The sequence below is a fragment of the Aquincola agrisoli genome (genome assembly GCF_036621135.1).
GTDB classification, from domain to species: domain Bacteria; phylum Pseudomonadota; class Gammaproteobacteria; order Burkholderiales; family Burkholderiaceae_C; genus Aquincola; species Aquincola agrisoli.
Genome location: NZ_JAZIBG010000024.1, coordinates 65645 through 79387, shown reverse-complemented (window position 1 = coordinate 79387; position 13743 = coordinate 65645). Strand labels below are relative to the sequence as shown.

Sequence of the window (13743 nt, the reverse complement as noted above, 5' to 3'; positions counted from 1 at the left end):
CTGGCCCCGGCTGCGCCGGCGCACTACCATCAGGCCGTCGCAGTGCTCCGTTCCGGGGCATGGGCAGAAGTACCGATGGCCAGCAGCGATCCCGACCGACAGCCTGCAGGAGACCTCCCCCGCACCACCGCAGGCCATACGGCGCGCCTGGAGCGCGCGCTCGACAGCTCGCTCGACGGCTTCTGGGAATACAACCTGCGCACCGGCGACGCCTGGTACTCCCACAGCCTGCGGCGCATGCTCGGCGACACGGCACAGGCAGCGCCCGACATGGCGGGCCGCCTCAGCAGCCGCCTGCACCCCGACGACGCCGCCGGCTTCATCGAAGCGGTCGACCGCGCCGCGGCACGAGGCACGGCCTTCGAACGCGAGGCCCGCCTGCGCGACGGCGAAGGCCGCTGGCGCTGGTTCCGCGCACGCGGCCGCGTGTGGCCCGGGGCCGACGGCCGGCCCGAGCTGCTGGCGGGTTCCCTCACCGACGTGCACGAGGCCTGCGAGGCCCGCGCCGCGCTGGCGCGCATGAGCGAGCGCTACGAGCGCGCGGTGCTGGCCACGCCGCACGGGCTCTTCGAGCGGATGCTCGACGAGGACACCATGTACATGTCGGACCCGTTCTGGCATGCGCTCGGCTATGCGCCGGGCGAACTGCCGTCCACACGTTCGACCTTCGTCCGGTTGATGCACCCCGACGACCTGGCCCCCTACCAGGCCCGCGTCGACGAGGCGACGCGCGCGCAGGCGCCGCTCGACGTGCGGATGCGGCTGCGCTCCAAATCGGGGGCGTACCGCTGGTTCCAGCAGCTCGCCCGGCTGCACCGCCAGCCCGACGGCCGGCTCTGCGCGGCCGGCGTGCTGGTCGACATCGACGAGCAGGTGAGCACCCGCGCCGCCCTCGAGCGCGGCCATGCGGAGCTCGAGCGCCTGGTGGCCGAGCGCACCATGCGGCTGGAAGCCGCGCTGGCGCTGGCCGAGCAGGCGCGCAGCGAGGCCGAGCGTGCGACGGCGGCCAAGTCGCTCTTCGTCGCCCACATGAGCCACGAGATCCGCACGCCGCTCAACGGCGTGCTGGGGCTCACCGAACTGGCGCTGCAGATGGCGGTGTCGCCCACGCAGCGCCGGCACCTGGAGGTGGCGCTGCAGTCCGGCCAGTCGCTGCTGCAGGTGGTGGACGAGGTGCTCGACTTCTCGCGCACCCAGCGCGATGCCGGCCCGGTGGCGAACGAGCCCTTCGACCTCAGCGAGCTGCTGGCGGCCACGATGCGCAGCGTGATGCCGATGGCACGCGGCAGCCACGTGGCGATGCGCTTCGACTGGGAGGGCCGCCGCACCCGCGTGCGCGGTGACCCCGCCCGTCTGCGGCAGATCGTCATCAACCTGCTGGGCAATGCACTCAAGTTCACCGAGCGCGGGCATGTGGGCATGCGCACCGACGTGGAGGACGGCGGCGACGGCCGCTGCACCGCACGCATCCGCATCGAGGACACCGGCCCGGGCATCGCCGCGGACCAGCAGGCGCGGGTGTTCGAGGCCTTCGTGCAGGCGGATGCCAGCCTATCGCGCCGCCACGGGGGTGCGGGCCTCGGCCTCGCGACGGCCCGGGCGCTGGCGCAGGCACTGGGCGGCTCGATCGCGCTGCGCAGCGAGGTCGGCCAGGGTTCGGAGTTCCTGCTGACGCTGCCGCTGGACACCGACGGCCCGCCGGACCCGGAACTTCCGCCGCCGGAGCCCCTGTGGGTCGTGTCGCCCAACGCCAACCGCGTGCATTGGACCCACGAGCGGCTGCAGCGCATGGGCGGTGAGGTCCGGTCGCTGGAGAGCATCGATGCGGCGGTCCGCCTGGCCGGAACGCTGCCGCCCGGCGAGCATCCGGTGGGCGTGCTCGTCTCGCAATGGTGCCTGACCGACCCCGCAGGCCTGCTGGCGCTGCGGGCCGAGTTGCCGCGGGCGCAAATCGCGCTGATGCAGCGGCCCGACTGGCACCAGCCGGCGCTCGAACAGGCGGCCGAGGCGCTGAACATCCACTGCGCGCTGATGCCGCTGACGCCGCGGGCCCTGCGCGCGCTGATGAGCGGGCAGGCCGGGCCGCTGCCGCCTGCACACGCCCCCCCGCCGCCCGAAGCCGAGGCCCCGGCGCCCGCGGCCCCCCTTGCGGCTGGGCAGCCCGTGGGCTATGTGCTGCTGGTCGAGGACAACCCGGTCAACCGGATGATCGGCGAGGGCTTCCTGCGCGCGCTGGGCCTGGACCCGCGCACCGCGGACGACGGCGTGCAGGCGCTGGCCGCCTGCGCCGCCGACACGCCCGCGCTGGTGCTGATGGACCTGCAGATGCCGGTGATGGACGGGCTGGAGGCGACCCGGCGCCTGCGGGCGCTGCAGCGGGCGGGGCGACTGCCCTACTTCCCCATCATCGCGCTGACGGCGCATGCGCTGCAGAGTGACCGTGACCTGGCCGCTGCCGCCGGCATGGACGGCTACCTCACCAAGCCCCTGATGCTGGAAGCGCTGCGCAGCGAACTGCAGCAGTGGCTGCCGCTCCCGCCGGGCACGGTCCCCCAGTAGGGCCGGCGCTGCGCAGCCGAGGACGGCAGCACGCGGGGGCGGGCAAACGCTTGCTCGCGCAAACCCTTGTTGGTAATTATGAGTTATGAGTTTTAAATTGGATGCATGACGCTGTCCCAGCCCCTTCGCCCGACCTCGCTGCACGAGGAAGTGGCGGCGCGGCTGCGCAGCATGGTGTTCGACGGCCAGCTGCAGCCCGGCAGCTGGATCGACGAGATGGCGCTGGTGGAGCAGTGGCACATCAGCCGCACGCCGCTGCGCGAGGCACTGAAGGTGCTGGCCGCCGAGGGCCTGGTCACCCTGGTGCCGCGCCGCGGCTGCCAGGTGGCCGAACTGGTGGAGGGCGATGCGGACGATCTCTTTCCGGTGATGGCCTTGCTCGAGGGGCGGTGCGCGTTCGAGGCGGCGCGCAAGGCGACGGACGCCGACATCGCCGAGCTGCGTGCGCTGCATGGGCAGCTGGAGCAGTTCGCGGCCACGCACGACGTCGACGGCTACTACCGCACCAACCATGTCTTCCACAGCCGCGTGCAGGCGCTGGCCGCCAACCGCTGGCTGGACCGCACCACCGGCGACCTGCGCCGCTTCATCCGCATGCTGCGCGGCCGGCAGCTGCACTGGCCGGGCCGCATCGAGGCATCGATCGCCGAGCACCGCGCGCTGATGCAGGCGCTGGCCGACCATGACGCGCCGCGTGCGGAGCGGCTGATGCACGACCACCTCATCGCCCAGCTGCAGGCGCTCAAGGCGCTGCGGCGCGCGGCGGCCACGGCACCGGCTGCCGTGCCGGCCGAATAGCCCGCCTGCCACCGAAGGACATGCCCACCATGCTCGACGAACTGAAATCCGCCGCGCGGCGCATGGGCAGCGACTACGCGCTGCGCAGCCTGATGACGGACTGCCGCCGCCTGCTGTCCGAGCGCGGCGAGGCCAACAGCGTCGTGATCGCCCGCAGCCTCGTGGCCCGCTTCGACAGCCTGCCCGCCGAGCAGCAGGCCACCTTCTTCGAGCGCCTGGCCACCGAGTTCAGCCCCGACCCCAAGGCCGTGCTCGACAGCGCGCTGGCCTACGCCGAGCAGCCGAGCGCCGACAACCTGATCCGCCTCACGCGCGAGGCCGAGCCGCCGCGCCAGGAACTGCTGCGCCGCATCAACCGCACGCCCGGCGGCACCTCGTCCATCGTGCGCATGCGCCGCACGCTGCTCGAGCGCCTGCCCAAGCAGCCGGCGCTGCGCGCGCTGGAGGCCGACCTGCTGCACTTGCTGTCGAGCTGGTTCAACCCCGGCTTCCTGGAGATGCGCAAGGTCGACTGGAACTCGCCCGCGCAGCTGCTCGAGAAGCTCATCCGCCACGAGGCGGTGCACGAGATCGACGGCTGGGACGACCTGCGCCGCCGCCTGCTGCCCGACCGCCGCTGCTTCGCCTTCTTCCACCCGCAGCTGCCCGACGAGCCGCTGATCTTCGTGGAGGTGGCGCTGGTTCCCGAGATGCCCGCCGCCGTGGCGCCCTTGATCGACAAGACCAGCAGCGCCGCCGGCCCCGACACGTACAAGGTGGCGACCTTCTATTCGATCAGCAACTGCCAGCCGGGCCTGAAGGGTGTGTCGCTCGGCAACTTCCTGATCAAGCGGGTGGCCGAGGAGCTGAAGCGGGAGGTGCCGCAGCTCAAGACCTTCTGCACGCTCTCGCCCATCCCCGGCTTTGCCGGATGGCTCGCGAAGGACGGCGACTGGACAGCGCTGCCCGGCACGAAGAAGGCCGTGGCCGAGCGGGCGCTGCAGGCGCGCGCGGTGCTGAAGGCCGCCTGCGGCGGCGAATGGAGCCGCCTGGCCAGCGCCGCCGCACTGCAGGCGCTGCCGGCGGATGCGCAGCAGGCGCTGGAGCGGCTGTGCGCCTTCTACCTCGTGCACCAGACTCCCCACCCCGGCGGCGACCCCGTCGCGCGCTTCCACCTCGACAACGGCGCCCGGCTGGAGCGGCTCAACCCGATGGGCAACCTGTCGCGGCCCGGGTTGAAGCAGTCGTTCGGGCTGATGGTCAATTACCTCTACGACCTCTCGCGCGTGGAGGCCCACCACGAAGGCTTCACCCAGGGCGAGATCGCCACTGCACGCGCCGTGACCTCGCTGCTCTGAAGCCGCCACCGATCCACTTCCCTCATCCCGCCCCCGGGCGTCCACCCGCAGACCCGGCCCCACCGGGCCCCACCCTCGTTGGAGACACCATGACGACACCCCTGCGTACCTTCGGCCGCCTCGTCGCGGCCTGCTCGATGGCCGCTGCCGCGCTCGCCTCGCCGGCCGCGCATGCCCAGGCAGCCTGGCCCGCCAAGCCGGTGACGATCGTCGTGCCCTTCCCGCCCGGCGGCGGCACCGACGCCTTCGCGCGGCCGCTCTTCGCGCTGATGACCAAGAACACCGGCCACCAGTTCATCATCGACAACAAGGGCGGTGCCGGCGGCACGCTGGGCGCCGGCATCGCGGCGCGTGCCGCCCCCGACGGCTACACCTTCTTCATGGGCGCGGTGCACCATTCGATCGCACCGGCCATGTACCCCAAGCTGGACTACAACATCGAGACGGACTTCGTGCCCGTCGGGCTGATCTCCAGCGTGCCGCAGGTCATCGTCGTCAACCCGCAGCGGGTGCAGGCGCGCACCCTGCCCGAGCTGCTCGACTACCTGCGCAAGAACCCGGCCAAGCTCAACTACGGCTCGGCCGGCAACGGCACCTCGCACCACATGGCCGGCGAGCTGTTCAAGCTGCAGACCAAGACCTTCATCACCCACATCCCCTACCGCGGCGCCGGCCCGCTGCTGCAGGACCTCATCGCCGGCCAGGTCGACCTCGCGTTCGACGGGCTGGGCTCGTCGGCGGGGCACATCAAGGGCGGGCGCATCAAGGCCATCGCCGTCGCCTCCGACAAGCGCGCCCCCGGCTTCCCCGACGTACCCACCTCCGCCGAAGGCGGCGTGCCGACCTACCAGGTGTCGACGTGGTACGGCCTGTGGGCGCCCAAGGGCACGCCGAAGGACGTGGTCGAGCGCATGCAGGCGGAGATGCGCAAGGCCCTCAACTCCGACGAGCTGAAGACCATGTGGACCGGTCTGGGCACCGAGACGCCCAACCTGTGGGGCGACGCCTTCGGCAAGTTCGTCGGCAGCGAGGTCAAGCGCTGGGGCGAGGTGGTGAAGGCCTCCGGGGCGAAGATGGATTGACGCCGCCCCGCGTGCGCGCGAAAGTCGCCGACCGCCCTTTTCCGACATTCCGACGATGGACAACCAGAACCTCTTCACCGCGCTGCGCGCGGCGTTCCCGGCCGACCTCGACGCCACCGCGATCGAGACGGCCGACACGCCGCAGCCGCTCGTCTACACCTGGCGGGACCTCGATCGCGCCACCGGCATGATCGCCAACCTGCTGGCCTCGCTCGACCTGCCGGCCGGCAGCCGCGTGGCGGTGCAGACGGAAAAGAGCGTCGAGGCGCTGATGCTGTACCTGGCGGTGCTGCGCGCGGGCTTCGTGTACCTGCCGCTGAACACGGCCTACCAGTCCAGCGAGATCGAGTACTTCCTCGGCAACGCCGAGCCCGGCGTGGTGGTGTGCTCGGGCAAGAACTTCGGCTGGGTCAGCAAGATCGCGTTCAAGGCCGGCACGCAGCACGTCTTCACCCTCAACGAGGACCGCAGCGGCACGCTGCTGGAACGCGCCGCGCACCACCCGCCCGAGCATGCGCCCGCGGTGCGCCGGGCCGACGAGCTCGCCGCCATCCTCTACACCAGCGGCACCACCGGGCGCAGCAAGGGCGCGATGCTCACGCACGGCAACCTGCTGTCGAACGCGAAGACGCTGTTCGACTACTGGGGCTGGCGACGGCCGGGCGCGGGCCGGGACGGCGGCGGCGACGTGCTGATCCACGCGCTGCCGATCTTCCACGTGCACGGGCTCTTCGTCGCGTCGCACGGGGCGCTGCTGGCGGGCGCCAGGATGATCTGGTTCTCGCGCTTCGACCCGCGGGCCGTGGTCGCGCGGCTGCCCGAGGCCACCGTCTTCATGGGCGTGCCCACGCTCTACGTGCGGCTGCTGGCCGAGCCCGGCCTCACCAAGCAGGCGTGCCGGAACATGCGGCTCTTCCTGGCCGGATCGGCGCCGCTGCTGATCGAGACCTTCAACGAATGGCGCGCCCGCACGGGGCACACCATCGTCGAGCGCTACGGCATGAGCGAGACCGCCATGCTCACCTCCAACCCCTACCACGCGAAGGACGGCGACCGGCGCGGCGGCACCGTCGGCTTCCCGCTGCCGGGCGTGGGCCTGCGGGTGCGCGACGACGCGGGGCAGGCGTGCCCCACCGGCGAGATCGGCGGCATCGAGGTCAAGGGCCCCAACGTCTTCGTCGGCTACTGGCGCATGCCGGAGAAGACGAAGGAGGAATTCACCGACGACGGCTGGTTCAAGACGGGCGACGTCGGCAAGGTCGACGGGCGCGGCTACGTCACCATCGTCGGCCGCAGCAAGGACCTGATCATCTCCGGCGGCTACAACGTCTACCCGGCCGAGGTCGAGGGCTTCATCAACGAGATGCCCGGCGTGGCCGAGAGCGCCGTGATCGGCATCCCCCACCCCGACTTCGGCGAAGGCGTGATCGCCGTCGTCGTGCCCAAGGCGGGCGCCGAGGTGGACGCGGCCGCGGTGATCGCCGGGCTCAAGGGCCGCATCGCCAACTTCAAGGTGCCCAAGCAGGTCTTCGTGGTCGGCGAACTGCCGCGCAACACGATGGGCAAGGTGCAGAAGAACCTGCTTCGGGAGCAGCACAAGGGGCTGTTCGGCGGCTGAGCGCCGCACCCTCGGCCGCATGGCACCCATGCCCCCTGACACCCCACCGGCCGCCGAGTCGACCTGCCCCCGCTGCGGCGGCCCCTTCCACTGCGGCGTGAACGACCCCGGCCCGTGCGCCTGCGCCGGCGTGACGCTCGGGCCGGGCGACTTCGCTGCATTGCGTGCGCAGTACGACCGCTGCCTGTGCGTCGGCTGCCTGCGGGCACTCTCCACCGCGGAGCCCCAGCCAGCGACACGGGATCAGCGTTACATCGATCCTGTGTGACAGCTTTTTGGGGGCAGCATGGCCAACCTCACCATCGCGATCGACGACGAGCTGTTGAAGCAGGCCCGCATCAAGGCCGTGCATGACGGCACCAGCGTGAATGAAGTCTGCCGGCAGGCGCTGGAGCGGTATGCGCTCGAATCGAGCGACACGCCCGAGGCGCGTATTGCCAAGCTGCGTGCGCTGGCGGCACAGGCGCGCCCTTCCCCCGACGGAAAGCCCGCGTGGCCTGGCCGCGAGGCCTTGTACGAGGAAGTACTTCGTGAGCGGGGGCTGCTCAAGCCGTGAGCACGTTCTTCGACTCCAACGTGCTGGTCTGCGCGCTGGATGCATCGGAAGGTGCCAAGCACACCATCGCCGACGCTCTCATCGCCCAGCACATCAGCGATCGTTCGCTCGTCATCAGCACGCAGGTGCTGCAGGAAACGTTCTCGGTGCTCACGCGCAAGAAGCGGCTGCCGGCAGACCAGGTCCTGGACACGCTGGACGTGTTCCGCCGCGAGAAGGTCGTGCCGGCCGACGTTGCCAGCGTCCTGCGCGCCCTGGCCCTGTGCAGCCGCCACCAGCTCTCGGTGTGGGACGCCCTCATCGTGCAGGCGGCGCTCGATGCGCGCTGCAGCACGCTGCTGACCGAAGACCTGCAGCTCGGCATGCGCTTCGGGGCGCTGGAAGTCGTCAACCCGTTCGAGCTCGCGGCGCACGAGCCAGCGACCGCCTACGCGGCAAAGGCCCCGGCGCCGCGCCGCAAGCGTTGAGCCGTCAGACGTCGAAGAACACCGTCTCCTGGTCTTCCGCCCCGCCCTGGCCCTGGATGCGGATGTCGAAGCGGTAGACCGTCGCGCCGCCGCGCTGCTCACGCGCCGCAACCAGCGTCTTGCGGCGCGTCGCCCATTCGATGCCCGTCAGCACCGGGTCCTTGGCGTTGGCCTCGGCCTCGTCGCCGAAGTACAGGCGGGTGTGCAGGCCGAGGTTGATGCCGCGGGCCACGATCCAGAACGCGATGTGCGGCGCCTGCAGGCGGCCGTCGGGCAGGGCGACGGCGCCCGGCTTGATCGTCTCGAAGCGGTACACGCCCGTCTCGAAGTCGGCCCCCGTGCGGCCCCAGCCGCGGAAGGCCGAGGGTTTCGGGTCGGCCGGGTGCGCATAGTGGCCCTCGGCATCGGCCTGCCAGATCTCCAGCAGCACGTCGCGCATCGGCAGGCCGAGGCCGTCGTAGACGGTGCCCTCGACCACGATGCGCTCGCCGGGCGTGCCGGGCTGCGCCAGCACGTTGCCGAAGTTGTTCTCGAAGATGTCGAAGCCGGCCTGCTGGGGCGCCAGGCCGATGTGCACGTACGGGCCGCCGGTCTGCGAGGCGGTTTCGTTGTAGTGGGTGAGCTGTTGTTGCGGGTGCATCGATGTCTCCTCGGCGCTCACTTGTTCTCGAACCAGGTCACGCGGCGGCCGCGCAGGTACACGTCGAAGCGGTAGCAGCGGCTGTCGAGCTCGATGAAGTTGGGCTTGTCCTCCAGCGCGATCAGGCCGCGGCGCTGCTCGTCGCTGGGCACGGTGGCCAGGATCGGGCAGCTCGGGATCAGCGTGTCGCCCTCGAAGTACATCTGCGTGATCAGGCGCTGCGCCCAGCCGTCGCCGTTGATCGCGTAGTGGATGTGCGCCGGGCGCCACTCGTTGATGCGGTTGCGCCACGGGTAGGGGCCGGGGCGGATGGTGCGGTAGCGGTAGTAGCCGTCCTTGTTGGTCAGTACCCGGCCGCAGCCGCCGAAGTTCGGGTCGAGCGCGCCGACGTAGGTGTCCTTCTTGTGGCGGTAACGGCCGCTGGCGTTGGCCTGCCACACCTCGACCAGCGCGTTGGGCACCGGGCGGCCGAACTCGTCGCGCACGTAGCCGTGCACGATGATGCGCTCGCCGACGGGCAGGCCGTCCTTCGCGAAGTTGAGGATCAGGTCGTCGTCCTTCGGGCCCAGTTCGGCTGGCGAAAAGACGGGCGCCGTCATCTCGGTGAGCGAGTGCGGGATCGAGATCAGCGCGTTCCTCGGCGAGCGCAGCACGCTGGTCTTGTAGGTGGGCGTGAGCGCCGGCGCATGCTGCGCGCTGTCGCGCATCGCAAAGGGGCCGTAGGCCATGGCTTGTCTCCTGGAGTGGCGGGTGGCGATGCCCGAACTGTAGGAAGGCACAGCCCGGGTGCGCAATTGAAATGCGCGGCGATCAGTGATAACCACCGGTTATGCACCAGGCCGGCCACCCTGCCGCGGTAAGCTGCCTTCGATGCGCTTCGATCACCTTTTCTACCGCAGCATGACCCGCCGTACGGCCTTGGTGGCCGCCGCCGCCTGGCCCGTGGCCGGCGCTGCCGCCGAACCCCTCCAGCGCCTGCAGGTCGGGCCCGCCCGGCCCGTGGCCACGCTGGCGCTGGCCGCCCGGCTGGCACGCGACGGCGCCCTGGTGGAGGTCGACGCCGGCGTGTACGTCGACGATGTGGCGGTCTGGACGCAGAACGACCTGACGCTGCGGGCCGTGGGCGGCCGCGTGCGGCTGCTGTCGCAGGGCGCCTCGGCGGAGGGCAAGGGCATCTGGGTCGTGCGCGGCGAACGCGTGCAGGTGCAGGGCTTCGACTTCGAAGGAGCCCGGGTGCCGAGCCGCAACGGCGCGGGCATCCGCTTCGAGCGCGGTACGCTGCACGTCCGCGACTGCCGCTTCCTGCACAACGAGATGGGCCTGCTGACGGGCAACGACCCCGCCTCCACGCTGGACGTCGAGGACAGCGAGTTCGCCTTCAACCAGCGGCCCGACGGCCACAACCACAACCTGTACGTCGGCGCCATCGGCCGGGTGTCGGTCACCGGCAGCTACCTGCACCATGCCCGCACGGGGCACCTGCTGAAGTCGCGGGCGGCCGTGAGCGTGATCGCGTACAACCGGCTCACCGACGAGGACGGCACGGCCAGCTACGAGCTGGAGTTCCCCAACGGCGGCGAGGCCTGGGTCGTCGGCAACCTCGTCCAGCAGGGCGAGCAGACCGAGAACGAGCACCTCGTGGCCTACGGCGCCGAAGGCTACCGGTGGCCGGCCAACGCGCTGCGCATGGCGCACAACACGCTGGTCGACGGGCGCGGGAGCGGCGGCGTCTTCCTGCGGATCGCGCCCGGCCACGGCCTGGTGCGGCTGCAGAACAACCTGCTCGTGGGCGACGGCGCGCTGGGGGCGCCCGCGGGGGCCGACCTGCGCCGCAACGCCCGTGCGGCGATCGCCGACCTCGCCTCGGCCGCCACGGGCGACTACCGCCTGCGGCCCGGCGCCGCGGCCGTGAACCAGGCCCGGCTGGAGCCGCAGGACGACACGGCCGGCCGCCTGGTCCCGTCGCGCGAATACCGCCACCCCTGCGGCACGGCCGCGCTGGCCGGCCCGCCGCGCCACCCCGGCGCGCTGCAGGGCCTGGCCGCCCGCTGAGGCCTAGCGGGCGCGGCGGCGCGCGCCCTCGGCCCGCACCGCTTCGGCCAGCGCCGCCACGGCGGCCAGCGGCTGCTGCGGGGCGGGCATCAGCAGCCCGACGGGTTCCTCGGTGCCCGCGGCCTCCAGCGGCAGCCGCGCCAGCAGGCCGCCCTCCAGATCGGCCTCCGCCGCGCTCAGCGGCGTGAACCACAGCGCGTCGCTCGCCAGCACCAGCGCACGCCCCAGCGAGGCCGACACCGTCTCGGTGATGCCGCCGCGCGGCACGATGCCGCGTGCACCGAGGAAGCTGTCCGCGGCATGGCGGATCAGCGTGCCCGCCATCGGCAGCACCAGCGGGCACGCCGCCAGGTCGGCCGGCGCGGGCGGCCGGCCGGCGTGCAGCAGCGGATGGCCGGGCCGCGCCGCCAGCACCAGCGGCTCGGCGTAGAGCAGCTCGAAGCTGAGCCCGGCCATGTCGTCCGGATCGGCGAGGCGGCCGATGACCATGTCCAGCTCGCGCTCGCGCAGGCCGCGCAGCAGCGCGGTGTTGAGCCCGGTGACCACGCTGAGCGGGACATCGGGGCAGACCGTTCGCCACGCGAGCGTGGCCCGCGCGGCGACCGACGGCGCCAGCGTGGGCAGCACGCCCAGCCGCACCGGCCGGTGGTCGGCGCCCGGCGACACGCTGCGCACCGCTTCGCCCAGCGCGTCGACGCTCGCCTGCGCGTGGCGCAGGAAGGCCCGTGCGTCCGGGGTGGGCACCGCGCCGCGGCGGCCGCGGTCCAGCAGGCGCAGCCCGACGATCGACTCCAGGTCGGCCAGCGTCTTGGTGACGGCCGGCTGGGTGATCGCCAGCCGCTCGGCGGCGCGGCGCAGGCTGCCGGTCTCGGCGACGGCCAGCAGGCACTGCAGGTGGCGCAGGCGGATGCGCCCGAGGATGTTCGCGGCGGGCGGCGGCGCCGCCATCAGCCGCGCCCGACGAAGGGCATCTTGGTGGCCATCACCGTCATGAAGAGCACGTTCGCCTCGAGCGGCAGGCCGGCCATGTGCACCACCGCATCGGCCACATGGCGCACGTCCATGCGCGCCTCGACGCGCAGGCTGCCGTCGGCCTGCGGCACGCCTTGGGCCATGCGCTCGGTCATGTCGGTCGCGGCGTTGCCGATGTCGATCTGGCCGACGGCGATGTCGTGCGCGCGGCCGTCGAGCGAGGCCGTCTTCGTGAGGCCCGAGACCGCATGCTTGGTCGCGGTGTACGCGATCGACATCGGCCGCGGCGCGTAGGCCGAGATCGAGCCGTTGTTGATGATGCGGCCGCCCTGGGGCGCCTGCGCCTTCATCACGCGGAAGGCCTGCTGCATGCAATAGAACACGCCGTTCAGGTTGGTGTCGACCACCTCCTTCCAGCGCTCGATCGGCAGGTCCTCCAGCGGCATCGTCGCCGAGATGCCAGCGTTGTTGAACAGCAGGTCGAGGCGGCCGAAGCGCGCGACGACGGTGCCGAACAACGCTTCGACGGACGCGGGGTCGGCGACGTCGGTGGGCACGGCCAGCGCCCGCTCGGCGATGTCACCGAAGGGATCGCCCGCCGAGGCGATGGCCGCCTGCAGCGTCTCGGCGCGGCGGCCGGCGAAGGCCACCCGCCAGCCGGCATGCAGCAGCGCCACCGCCGAGGCCTGGCCGATGCCGCTGCCGGCGCCTGTGACGATCGCGATGCGGTTGTGGGGAGCGGAAGCAAAAGCGTGGTCGGGCATGGGCAAATCCTCGTGGCTGGACGGCGGCGGCGCGCCGAGCCGCGAGTCTGCCAGGGCCGCGGGGTTTCAGCGCGCGTGCAGGCCGCGCGTCTGCAGCCGGCGGGACGGGTCCGCGCCGCGGCCGCCGAGCGCACGGCGCAGGCCCGACGCAAGCACCCGCAGTTCCACCGGCTTCACCCAGTACTCGAACGCGCCCAGGCTCATCGCCTTGATGATGTCCATCGACAGCTTGTCGCCGGTGAGGATGGTCACGCGCAGGCCGTGGTCGGCGATGTCCTGGTTCAGGATGCGCACGACTTCGAGGCCCGGAATGTCGGGCAGGTGCATGTCGAGCAGCACCAGGTCGGGCCGCTCGCGGCGCACCATCTCCACGCCCTGGCGGCCCGTGGTGGCCTGCAGCAGTTCGACGCCGGGGAAATGGCGCATCATCCCTTCGACCACGGCCATGCTGGTCTCGGCGTCCTCGATGTACAGCACCTTGCCGCACAGACCGGAGGCGGCCGCCTGGGCATCGCTCGACAGCTCTGGGGATGCAGCCACGGGGCCTCCTCGCGTTGACAGACCGTTAGGAGAGGGCACGCGCCCTGGAGCGTTGATGTTGAGCGATGCAACCCCCTGAGTCAATGTCCACTCCGTCAGCTTGGTGTCAGAAAGAGAATATTCACGCCACAACGAAAACGGCCCGGGACAAACCCGGGCCGTGCCGTCGGGGCGCGCGGCGCGCCTGTCACATCGGCGTCATGAAGACGCCGCGGAGGCGGGCGGGTGCGCCTCGATGCCGTGCTTCTCGCCGCCCATGTCGATGCTGCCGCCGGCTTTGCTCAGCACCCAGATCGCGACCGCGGCGAACACGGCAAAAGCCACCAGGATCTTCCACATGTCGGGCCTGTCCTTGCCG

Annotated in this window: 15 protein-coding genes; 9 read left to right on the top strand and 6 right to left on the bottom strand. The window is 71.7% G+C overall.

Annotated elements, in window-relative coordinates:
* Positions 1–75 precede the first annotated feature (75 nt).
* The 8 genes from V4F39_RS10485 to V4F39_RS10450 all read left to right on the top strand — a co-directional run bounded on the left by V4F39_RS10485 (position 76) and on the right by V4F39_RS10450 (position 8417).
* Positions 76–2559, top strand: coding sequence for a PAS domain-containing protein (locus tag V4F39_RS10485; protein WP_332289309.1), 2484 nt, complete (start codon positions 76–78; stop codon positions 2557–2559).
* Positions 2560–2664: 105 nt separating this feature from the next.
* On the top strand, positions 2665–3357 hold the full coding sequence (locus tag V4F39_RS10480) for a GntR family transcriptional regulator (RefSeq protein ID WP_332289308.1): 693 nt from the start codon (positions 2665–2667) through the stop codon (positions 3355–3357).
* A 29-nt stretch (positions 3358–3386) separates the two neighbouring features.
* Positions 3387–4694 (top strand): malonyl-CoA decarboxylase domain-containing protein, encoded by a 1308-nt coding sequence (locus tag V4F39_RS10475; protein WP_332289307.1) that lies wholly within the window; start codon positions 3387–3389, stop codon positions 4692–4694.
* Positions 4695–4783: 89 nt separating this feature from the next.
* A complete protein-coding gene (locus V4F39_RS10470) occupies positions 4784–5776 on the top strand; it encodes a Bug family tripartite tricarboxylate transporter substrate binding protein (RefSeq protein WP_332289306.1) in 993 nt (330 codons plus the stop codon).
* A gap of 55 nt (positions 5777–5831) precedes the next feature.
* The gene (locus V4F39_RS10465; RefSeq protein WP_332289305.1) at positions 5832–7394 is read left to right on the top strand and encodes a malonate--CoA ligase; all 1563 of its coding nucleotides are present in this window, start codon (positions 5832–5834) and stop codon (positions 7392–7394) included.
* A 28-nt stretch (positions 7395–7422) separates the two neighbouring features.
* Positions 7423–7662, top strand: a complete 240-nt coding sequence (locus tag V4F39_RS10460) for a cysteine-rich CWC family protein (protein ID WP_332289304.1) — start codon at positions 7423–7425, stop codon at positions 7660–7662.
* Between the two features lie 18 nt (positions 7663–7680).
* On the top strand, positions 7681–7950 hold the full coding sequence (locus V4F39_RS10455) for a hypothetical protein (protein ID WP_332289303.1): 270 nt from the start codon (positions 7681–7683) through the stop codon (positions 7948–7950).
* Complete coding sequence (locus tag V4F39_RS10450; protein ID WP_332289301.1) at positions 7947–8417, top strand: PIN domain-containing protein; 471 nt, start codon at positions 7947–7949, stop codon at positions 8415–8417. The genes V4F39_RS10455 and V4F39_RS10450 overlap by 4 nt, the downstream gene beginning before the upstream one ends.
* Positions 8418–8421: 4 nt before the next feature.
* On the opposite strand, the gene pcaG is transcribed toward V4F39_RS10450, so the two are convergent.
* Positions 8422–9057: a protocatechuate 3,4-dioxygenase subunit alpha gene (gene pcaG / locus V4F39_RS10445; RefSeq protein ID WP_332289300.1), complete on the bottom strand. Its 636-nt coding sequence runs from the start codon at positions 9055–9057 to the stop codon at positions 8422–8424.
* 17 nt (positions 9058–9074) lie between these two features.
* Positions 9075–9785: a protocatechuate 3,4-dioxygenase subunit beta gene (gene pcaH / locus V4F39_RS10440; RefSeq protein ID WP_332289299.1), complete on the bottom strand. Its 711-nt coding sequence runs from the start codon at positions 9783–9785 to the stop codon at positions 9075–9077.
* 172 nt (positions 9786–9957) lie between these two features.
* Here pcaH and V4F39_RS10435 point away from each other — a divergent pair, with 172 nt between their 5' ends.
* A complete protein-coding gene (locus V4F39_RS10435) occupies positions 9958–11109 on the top strand; it encodes a right-handed parallel beta-helix repeat-containing protein (protein WP_332289298.1) in 1152 nt (383 codons plus the stop codon).
* A 3-nt stretch (positions 11110–11112) separates the two neighbouring features.
* On the opposite strand, the gene V4F39_RS10430 is transcribed toward V4F39_RS10435, so the two are convergent.
* From V4F39_RS10430 to V4F39_RS10415, 4 genes are all read right to left on the bottom strand, one after another.
* Positions 11113–12057, bottom strand: coding sequence for a LysR substrate-binding domain-containing protein (locus V4F39_RS10430; RefSeq protein WP_332289297.1), 945 nt, complete (start codon positions 12055–12057; stop codon positions 11113–11115).
* A complete protein-coding gene (locus V4F39_RS10425; RefSeq protein ID WP_332289296.1) occupies positions 12057–12845 on the bottom strand; it encodes an SDR family oxidoreductase in 789 nt (262 codons plus the stop codon). Before V4F39_RS10425 ends, V4F39_RS10430 begins: the two co-directional genes overlap by 1 nt.
* 66 nt (positions 12846–12911) lie before the next feature.
* Complete coding sequence (locus V4F39_RS10420) at positions 12912–13385, bottom strand: response regulator (RefSeq protein ID WP_332289295.1); 474 nt, start codon at positions 13383–13385, stop codon at positions 12912–12914.
* Positions 13386–13583: 198 nt separating this feature from the next.
* A complete protein-coding gene (locus V4F39_RS10415) occupies positions 13584–13724 on the bottom strand; it encodes a hypothetical protein (protein WP_332289294.1) in 141 nt (46 codons plus the stop codon).
* Positions 13725–13743: the final 19 nt, after the last annotated feature.

What these genes read in the sequence shown, in the direction of transcription:
- V4F39_RS10485 (WP_332289309.1), top strand. Translation starts at nt 76, where the DNA reads ATGGCCAGCAGCGATCCCGACCGACAGCCTGCAGGAGACCTCCCCCGC.
- V4F39_RS10480 (WP_332289308.1), top strand. Translation starts at nt 2,665, where the DNA reads ATGACGCTGTCCCAGCCCCTTCGCCCGACCTCGCTGCACGAGGAAGTG.
- V4F39_RS10475 (WP_332289307.1), top strand. Translation starts at nt 3,387, where the DNA reads ATGCTCGACGAACTGAAATCCGCCGCGCGGCGCATGGGCAGCGACTAC.
- V4F39_RS10470 (WP_332289306.1), top strand. Translation starts at nt 4,784, where the DNA reads ATGACGACACCCCTGCGTACCTTCGGCCGCCTCGTCGCGGCCTGCTCG.
- V4F39_RS10465 (WP_332289305.1), top strand. Translation starts at nt 5,832, where the DNA reads ATGGACAACCAGAACCTCTTCACCGCGCTGCGCGCGGCGTTCCCGGCC.
- V4F39_RS10460 (WP_332289304.1), top strand. Translation starts at nt 7,423, where the DNA reads ATGCCCCCTGACACCCCACCGGCCGCCGAGTCGACCTGCCCCCGCTGC.
- V4F39_RS10455 (WP_332289303.1), top strand. Translation starts at nt 7,681, where the DNA reads ATGGCCAACCTCACCATCGCGATCGACGACGAGCTGTTGAAGCAGGCC.
- pcaG (WP_332289300.1), bottom strand. Translation starts at nt 9,057, where the DNA reads ATGCACCCGCAACAACAGCTCACCCACTACAACGAAACCGCCTCGCAG.
- pcaH (WP_332289299.1), bottom strand. Translation starts at nt 9,785, where the DNA reads ATGGCCTACGGCCCCTTTGCGATGCGCGACAGCGCGCAGCATGCGCCG.
- V4F39_RS10435 (WP_332289298.1), top strand. Translation starts at nt 9,958, where the DNA reads ATGACCCGCCGTACGGCCTTGGTGGCCGCCGCCGCCTGGCCCGTGGCC.
- V4F39_RS10430 (WP_332289297.1), bottom strand. Translation starts at nt 12,057, where the DNA reads ATGGCGGCGCCGCCGCCCGCCGCGAACATCCTCGGGCGCATCCGCCTG.
- V4F39_RS10425 (WP_332289296.1), bottom strand. Translation starts at nt 12,845, where the DNA reads ATGCCCGACCACGCTTTTGCTTCCGCTCCCCACAACCGCATCGCGATC.
- V4F39_RS10415 (WP_332289294.1), bottom strand. Translation starts at nt 13,724, where the DNA reads ATGTGGAAGATCCTGGTGGCTTTTGCCGTGTTCGCCGCGGTCGCGATC.